Below are 8,111 nucleotides of genomic sequence, written 5' to 3'. Positions count from 1 at the left end.
AGGAGTCCACCCAGACGGTGCTTCCGGAAATAAACTTCTCCACCTTTATTTTTTCTTTAAACACCTCGGCGCTCCTGCACCTGGGTGACTATCCTGATCCTGCCACCGGCAAACAAGAAGTAGATCTGCCCATGGCCAAACAGACTATTGATCTCATTGCCATGTTAGAGGAAAAAACCAAGGGGAATCTTACCAGGGACGAGGAGAATCTCATCAAGCATATCCTTTATGATCTGCGGCTTCGCTATGTCCAAAAAACCAAGTAGATACCCCGAGGTCACACTGTTGGCCCCTGCCAAAGTCAACCTGGGACTGAGAGTCCTTTACAAGAGAACAGACGGCTATCATGAGATCCAATCCATCATGGTGCCGTTGAGTCTGCACGACATTTTACGCGTGCAGTTGTGCGATGATGGTATCCATTTGCAGGGCTCGGACAATAGTCTTCCCGGTGGTGAAACAAATCTGGTATACAAAGCTGCTCGCTGCATTTTGGACTACTGCTCGCTCAAAAATGGTGTGCAAGTGGAACTTACCAAGTACATTCCGGTTGGAGCCGGGCTAGGCGGCGGCAGCAGCGATGCGGCGGCCACTCTACTCGGCGTCAATGAGCTGTTGGGCTGCCCCTGCAGTGGGGAAGAGCTGCACCATCTTGCTGTCAGGCTTGGTGCCGATGTTCCTTTTTTCCTTCTGGGAAGTGCAGCGTTAGCTGAGGGCATAGGTGAACGCCTCACTCCTCTGCCATTCTTCCCTAGATTATGGACACTTGTGGTGTATCCTAACTTTCGAGTGTCCAGCCGCTGGGCCTATGAGAATTTAACATTGACAACAGGGGCGAATAGGTCTAAAGTTTACAATTCTATAGATCTCTTTTCTAGAGCGATGAGCGGCTGGTTGGCTGGAGATGTAGAGGAAGATCAGCTGGATGTTGAGAAATGGCCTTTGGCTCTACAAAATGATTTTGAACCGCTCATTTTTAGAAGTTTTCCTCAACTCAGCAAAATTAAACAGCAACTTCGCCGCGCTGGAGCCCGTGTTGTAACTATGACCGGTAGCGGTCCAACCCTGCTGGGTCTGTTCTCGTCCCGGCAAGAGGCCAATTGTGCGCGTGAGCGTCTGTCCCTGGAAGGGGCGGCTAGGATATATCTTGTTCACACGTGTGCAGTAAAGCGGTAATTTGGTGAGACAAGGCGTGTTTGCCAGGGTGATCTCGTCACCAGTATATTCTTTTCCGTGCCCTAGAGGATGATGCTCGATCGACTCAAATTATTCAGCGGCAACTCGAACCCCAAGCTAGCGGAGGAGGTCTGCAATTACCTCCAGATTCCGCTTGGCAAAGCAGAGGTGTCCACCTTTAGCGATGGGGAGATACTGGTTGAAATAGGCGAAAATGTTCGTGGCCGGGATGTTTTCGTGATTCAGGGGACCTCCGCACCGGTGAACCACAACATTATGGAATTGCTGGTGATGATTGATGCTCTAAAGAGGGCTTCTGCCTGGAGAATTACCGCAGTGCTGCCATACTATGGCTATGCGCGTCAAGATAGAAAGGTTGCCCCGCGGGTCCCCATAAGTGCCAAACTGGTGGCAGACCTTATCACTGTTGCCGGTGGACACCGGGTGATATCCGTTGACCTGCATGCAAACCAGATCCAGGGGTTTTTCGATATTCCCGTAGACAATCTCTTTGCTGCACCAGTGCTTCTCGAATACATACGAAGCCATTTTCGCAACGACCTGGTTATAGTTTCCCCTGATGCGGGTGGCGTGGAGAGAGCACGTGCCTTTGCAAAGCGTCTGGACGCTTCTCTAGCCATTATCGACAAGAGGCGAGACAAAGACGGGCAGGTCAAGGCCATGCACACGATCGGTGAGGTGGAGGGTAGGCAGACCATTATCCTCGATGATATGGTAGACACGGCCAGTACTCTGGTCACAGCGGCCCAGGCCCTGGCAGAAAACGGAGCGAGTTCCATCAATGCATGCTGCACCCATCCGGTGCTTTCAGGGCCTGCCATTGAGCGGATTGAAAACTCTCCCATTGAGAACCTCATTGTGAGCAACAGTATCCCGCTCAGGCCTGAGGCTAAAAATTGCAAAAAGATCAAGGTCCTTTCCATAGCCAGGCTGCTTGGCGAGGCCATCAAGAGGACTCACTTGAATGATTCAGTCAGTTCTCTGTTCGTCTGACAACGATGCTGAGGGGATTGCGTTGCCAGTAAAGCCATCAGTGCTGTGTGGTGGTAGACAGCAGGTCTGACTGCTCGGCTACCTGCCTGGGAAGACCGCGGAATTGAGGAGGAAATATGGAGACGGTTACGCTGAATGCAAAGCTGCGAACCGCCACAGGCAAAGGGGTGGCTCGCGCTTTGCGGCGTCAGGGACTGATTCCGGCAGTATTTTATGGAGGAGAACAGGGGCCTGTTTCTTTGCAGGTAAAAAAGGCTGAACTGGAAAAGCTGCTTACCACGGGAACGAGAGAAAATGTGCTTATCGATCTCACCATTGACAATGGCGACGGCAGCAACAGCAGGCCGGCTATGATCAAAGAGATCCAGTATGATCCGGTGAAACGCAGTATTCTGCATGTTGATTTTTATGCCATTTCCATGGACAGGAAGATTATTATCGAAGTGCCGATTATCCTGCATGGGGAGCCAGCAGGATTGGCTGAGGGAGGCATCCTGCAGCAGGTGACGAGAACACTGCAGATTTCTTGTTTGCCCGGAAGGATCCCTGAGTCACTGGAGCTCGATGTCACTCATTTAAATATAGGTGATTCTCTACATGTGTCCGATCTGGATCCACCCGAGGGAGTGGAGCTCCTGGAGGAGGAACAGTTGACTGTCGTCACAGTGGCGGCGCCTGCAAGAGTTGAAGAAGAACCGGAAGAGGTAGCAGAAGTTGAAGAGGGAGAGGAGGTGAAAGAGGCGGCAAGCGAAACTGAGGAAGAGGGGGGAGAGTAACCCTGGAGATGGCCGGAAGAGAAGCCGTGGAGCTGACCAGTGCGGTTGATAGTGGGACTAGGAAATCCCGGCAAGACCTACCAGCACACCCGGCATAACCTTGGTTTTATGATACTGGATAGGGTGGCAGCTGGTCATGGTATCAAGGTCAGACGCAAAGGGTTCATGAGCCTCTGGGGAAAAGGTACAATCGCTGCTGGGCGAGTGGTTCTTGCCAAGCCGCAAACGTACATGAACCGTAGCGGTGAAGCAGTGAAGGCTCTGATGAGCTACTTCGAGGTTGCCCCTGAGAGCATGCTCGTTATACATGACGATCTGGATCTCGAACTGGGGCGGCTCAAGATTGTGGCGGGCGGTGGTGCCGCCGGACATCGGGGAGTCCAATCAATTCACGATGCTCTGGGAACCAGCCGTTATGCCAGGTTGAAGGTAGGCATTGGCAGGCCGCGGTACAATGAGGAAGTGGAAGAATACGTACTGAGCCCCTGGTATGCTGATGAAAGGCATAAAGCGGCTGAAAGTATCGCTGCAGCAGCTGCTGCTGTGGAGGCCATTATCGAGGACGGCCTTGCAAAGGCCATGACAGCAGTTAACGCCGGTCGCGCCCCCTCTCGGTAAATTGTTTTTTTTAGCTGGGTATTCGTTAAAAATCGCACAAAGTATGGGGAGGAAGCTGGTATGGAAAACTGGGTAAACTATGCGCCTTATTTTGGTGTTGCAGGGGCGATATTCGCCTTTATTTTGTTCCGCTATGTGAAGTCTTTCCCGAGGGGCAATGAAACCATGCAGGAACTCGAGGATATGATCCATGAGGGTGCCATGACTTTCCTGAGAAGGGAATATACCATTCTGCTGATTTTCATTGCCGTTGTGTTTGGACTCCTGTGGTTCGGTATCAACTGGCAAACTGCAGTGGCCTTTTTGACGGGCGCCTTTTGCTCCGGTATCGCAGGCTATTCTGGAATGACTGCAGCTACCCGCGCCAATTCGCGTACAGCGGCTGCAGCCAATGATTTCGGCATGGCCAAGGCACTCAACGTCTCCTACTTCGGCGGCGCCGTAATGGGCGTGGCGGTGGCCAGTCTGGGGTTGCTCGGTGTGGGGATCTGGTACTATTTTGTCGGTCACGACCCGGCAACCGCCAGCATCATCAACGGCTTCGCCATGGGGGCCAGCTCTATTGCTCTGTTTGCCCGTATGGGCGGCGGTATCTACACCAAGGCTGCTGACGTTGGCGCCGACCTGGTGGGTAAGGTCGAGGCCGGCATTCCTGAAGACGATCCGCGCAACCCGGGTGTTATCGCCGATAATGTGGGAGACAACGTGGGCGATATCGCCGGCATGGGCGCCGATATTTTCGAGTCCTATGTGGGCGCTATTGTGGCCACCATTGCTATTGCCGCTACCATGGTGATGCCGGCGGAAAGTGAGCAGTTGCGTTCCGCCTACATGGTCTGCCCCCTGCTGGTGGTTATGGGCGGCTTGATAGCCTCCTTTTTCGGCGTCATGTCCATCAAAGTTATGCAGAACTTTTCACCTCAGGCGGCTCTGCGCTATACAACGTTTGTGGCGGCCGCAATTCTGATTGCTCTCACGTACTACATTATCAAGACCCTTGGACTGCCCTTAGGTGTGTTCTGGTCTGTGATTTCAGGACTTTTCTGCGGCATCCTTATAGGGCTGCTTGCAGAGTACTACACTTCCATGGGGCCGGTGAAGAAAATTGCTGCGCAGTCAGAAACAGGTCCGGCTACGGTGATTATTTCCGGTCTCGCTGTGGGCATGGAAAGTACGGCTCTGCCGGTTCTCGGCATCTGCCTGGCCACCTACATCGCTTATAAGACCGGGGGTGTCTATGGCATCGGCATCTCTGCTGTCGGCATGTTGTCCACGGTGGGTGCCACTATGACTGTGGACGCCTATGGCCCCATTGCCGACAATGCCGGCGGCATCTCCGAGATGTCCGGACTGGGACCGGAGACAAGGAAAATCACCGACACCCTGGATGCCCTGGGCAATACCACTGCGGCCATCGGCAAAGGCTTTGCCATTGGTGCTGCGGCACTCACGGCAGTCTCCCTGTTCGTGGCTTACACCCAGGCGGTTGGATTGGATGAGATCGACATCACGGATCCTATCGTCTTTATCGGGGTATTGATTGGCGCTATTGTGCCTTTTATGGTGGCGGCCCTGACAATGACTGCGGTTGGTTCGGCTGCCTTCGACATGGTTGAAGAGATTCGCCGACAGTTTAGGGAAATTCCAGGTTTGATGGAAGGCGAGGCCAAGCCAGAGCCGGCGATATGTGTGGACATTGCCACAAAAGGCGCTCTCAAGCGGATGATGCTACCCGGCCTGATAGGTGTTTGTACGCCTCTGGCTGTAGGCATGATTATTGGCCCCACCGCGCTGGGTGGTGTGCTGGTCGGCTGTACAGCAACCGGTGTATGTCTCGCCCTGTTTATGGCCAATGGCGGCGGCGCCTGGGACAACGCCAAGAAGTACATCGAGGCTGGCCATTTTGGTGGCAAGGGTTCAGAGAATCACAAGGCCGCTGTGGTGGGCGATACTGTGGGTGATCCCTTCAAAGACACCTCAGGTCCCACCATGAATATCTTGATCAAGTTGGTATCGGTGGTTTCCCTGGTAAGTGCACCGGTGTTGGTATTGCTGCACAATATCAAATAGGGTGAACTGCCAGTTTGCCGATTAATAAAGCACGATGGAGGGTGGCTTTCCAAAGGGCCACCCTTTTTGTTTTCAGAGGATATGTGACAGGCCTGATGGTCTTTTGAATCATGCCTCGGAACAATTCATGGAACAATCAGACGAGAGAGTAGACAGATTCCCACGAAAAAGCGTTTTTCTGGGAGGCAGCTAGCTTGACTTGTTGTCTCGGAGGCTCCAGTTGAGATTGTCTGGAGAGAATTGCCTTTCAAGGGTGAAGTGAACGTGTTATACTTCTTTATTATTTTGGGTTGTAGAGGCTGCCGGACAAGTTGGTTCTGGCAAGGCAGGTTAACAAGATGACCTTGTCAATGAACCTCGGAAGCAAGCTGTCCCCTTCTCCATTCTCGTCCAGAGGTGGGAGCTTCGATAAAGGGGAGGATATTTGCCGAGCATAGTTTAAATGGTCAGTTGCTAAGGCAGCCGCTATATCTAGGTACTTTATTGAGCACGTCCGGGCGCGACTGCGAGCAGGGCCAGGACCGTCCCTGTGGTCTTCCATGGATACTGTTTCGAAGGACTCCTCGTTACTACTCATCGGAAACTATGCTCTGCAAAATAAGCTCGGGGGCAAGGGAGGCCTGCTGCAAGCTGCCCTGATATTGTCTGGAGCCAGGTGGTATGGCTGCAGTCCGGCTTGGGTGTGATGGTTTACATGGCTGTAGTTTTGAGACTCGCTACCTACGTTGACATGGGTCTGTCTAGTGGGGGCCGATGACAAAGTGGCAAAGCTCTTTGGCCGATGGGGCAAAGGATGAAGCATTCCTTTTGTTTGACGAGCAGCGAAGAGTGAGATAGCGGCACAGCTGGTGGGCAAGCCTAGCAGGAACAGGTTTACTTCGACGCATTGGCGAAATCAGCAATGTTAGGAGAAGGACAAAATGTTTAAGGTTGGTGACCTCGCCGTGTATCCGGCACACGGGGTTGGAATTGTGGAAGCGATCGAAAGCAAGACTATTTCTGGAACACGACAGGATTTTTATATCCTCAGGATTCTCGAAAATGACATGATCATCATGATACCGGTCAATAATGTGGACAGTGTGGGCTTGCGTCAGGTCATAGACGTCGGAGAGGTTCCCAAGGTATTTGAAATACTGAAAGAAAAGGAAGTTACCATTGATAATCAGACGTGGAACCGACGATATCGGGAGTATATGGACAAAATAAAGACCGGCTCACTTTTTGACCTGGCAGAGGTCATGCGAGATCTCTGCATGCTGCGCGAAGATAAAGAACTTTCCTTTGGAGAAAGAAAAATGCTGGATACGGCTCGCAGTCTGCTGGTGAAGGAAATATCCATAGCCAAGCAAGCAGACGAACGGCAGGTAGAAAAAGATATTTTGGAGATTTTTGGAGATTGACTATCCTGATGTGAGACTTTCCGGAGGACATAGGGCATCATTCGTCTTGGTATATTCTGAGTGAAAATCCACAGTGAAAGGAGGTGATCATAGCGTGAATGTGGCACGAACAGTACTTCGCTTGCTGTTGGTAGCGGTGTGCTCCGTCAGCGGCTACTTGCTCGCGGCCCAGCTTCCAGCGCTGGAAGCCCTTGGCACTTGGGGAAAATTGTTGGGGGCACTTGTCGGCTTCATCTTCGCATTATTGGCATTATTTATAGAGAGAATTATTAAGAGGGTGCCCCTCAAAGTCATATTCGGAAGCACGCTCGGGCTTTTTCTCGGCCTGGTGATTGCTCAATTGCTGGGATACGCTTTCAGCGGTTTGCAGAACAGTGCCATCCGCATTTCTATCTCAGTCATCCTGAGTTGTGTCTTTGGCTACATAGGCCTCGTTCTGGGCGGCAAAAAGGTGGAGGAATTCAAATGGCCGAGTTGGAGTTTTCTCTCCAAGGGGACGGCAAAAAAAGGTGGTGCCAAAATCCTGGATACCAGTGTTATCATAGATGGGAGGATTGCCGATATCTGTGCGACTGGTTTCGTGGAGGGACCTCTCATAGTACCGCAGTTCGTTCTGGAAGAACTCCAGCAGATTGCCGACTCGGCTGACAACCTGAAAAGGGCCCGCGGCCGCAGAGGTCTGGACATACTGAACCGGATGCAGAAGGATGATTTTGTGGAGGTCAAAATTGTTGACCAGGACTTCCAGAGGGTGCAGAAGGTGGATGCCAAGCTGGTGGCGCTTGCCCAGGAGATGAATGCCAAGATCGTCACCAATGACTTCAACTTGAACAAGGTGGCCCAACTCCAGGGTGTGACCGTGCTCAACATCAATGAATTGGCAAATGCGCTCAAGCCTATGGTGCTGCCGGGCGAAGTCCTCCATCTCCAGATTATGCGCGAGGGCAAAGAGCAGGGTCAGGGTGTGGCCTATCTCGATGACGGCACCATGGTAGTGGTTGAAAATGCCAGCAGATATCTGGGCAGAGAGGTGGAGGCTTCGGTCACCAGCATA

At 52.3% G+C, this 8,111-nt stretch carries 8 protein-coding genes; all 8 read left to right on the top strand.

The window, feature by feature from the left end; genetic code table 11:
• Nucleotides 1-17: 17 nt before the first annotated feature.
• Nucleotides 18-266: a DUF1844 domain-containing protein gene (locus tag JRI89_15680; protein ID MBW2072679.1), complete on the top strand. Its 249-nt coding sequence runs from the start codon at nt 18-20 to the stop codon at nt 264-266.
• Nucleotides 247-1,176 (top strand): 4-(cytidine 5'-diphospho)-2-C-methyl-D-erythritol kinase, encoded by a 930-nt coding sequence (gene ispE, locus JRI89_15675; GenBank protein ID MBW2072678.1) that lies wholly within the window; start codon nt 247-249, stop codon nt 1,174-1,176. The genes JRI89_15680 and ispE overlap by 20 nt, the downstream gene beginning before the upstream one ends.
• A gap of 72 nt (nt 1,177-1,248) precedes the next feature.
• Complete coding sequence (locus tag JRI89_15670) at nt 1,249-2,190, top strand: ribose-phosphate pyrophosphokinase (protein ID MBW2072677.1); 942 nt, start codon at nt 1,249-1,251, stop codon at nt 2,188-2,190.
• 116 nt (nt 2,191-2,306) lie between these two features.
• The gene (locus JRI89_15665; protein ID MBW2072676.1) at nt 2,307-2,966 is read left to right on the top strand and encodes a 50S ribosomal protein L25/general stress protein Ctc; all 660 of its coding nucleotides are present in this window, start codon (nt 2,307-2,309) and stop codon (nt 2,964-2,966) included.
• A 39-nt stretch (nt 2,967-3,005) separates the two neighbouring features.
• Nucleotides 3,006-3,584, top strand: a complete 579-nt coding sequence (locus tag JRI89_15660) for an aminoacyl-tRNA hydrolase (protein ID MBW2072675.1) — start codon at nt 3,006-3,008, stop codon at nt 3,582-3,584.
• Between the two features lie 60 nt (nt 3,585-3,644).
• A complete protein-coding gene (locus tag JRI89_15655; GenBank protein MBW2072674.1) occupies nt 3,645-5,654 on the top strand; it encodes a sodium-translocating pyrophosphatase in 2,010 nt (669 codons plus the stop codon).
• Between the two features lie 920 nt (nt 5,655-6,574).
• Entirely contained in the window at nt 6,575-7,057 is a 483-nt protein-coding gene (locus tag JRI89_15650) for a CarD family transcriptional regulator (protein ID MBW2072673.1), read from the top strand.
• A gap of 94 nt (nt 7,058-7,151) precedes the next feature.
• A partial coding sequence (locus JRI89_15645) for a TRAM domain-containing protein (GenBank protein MBW2072672.1) occupies nt 7,152-8,111 on the top strand: 960 nt, incomplete at its 3' end.

Source organism: Deltaproteobacteria bacterium, assembly GCA_019309045.1.
Taxonomy (GTDB): Bacteria; Desulfobacterota; Syntrophobacteria; order BM002; family BM002; genus JAFDGZ01.
This window is presented reverse-complemented; position numbering and strand designations above follow the sequence as displayed.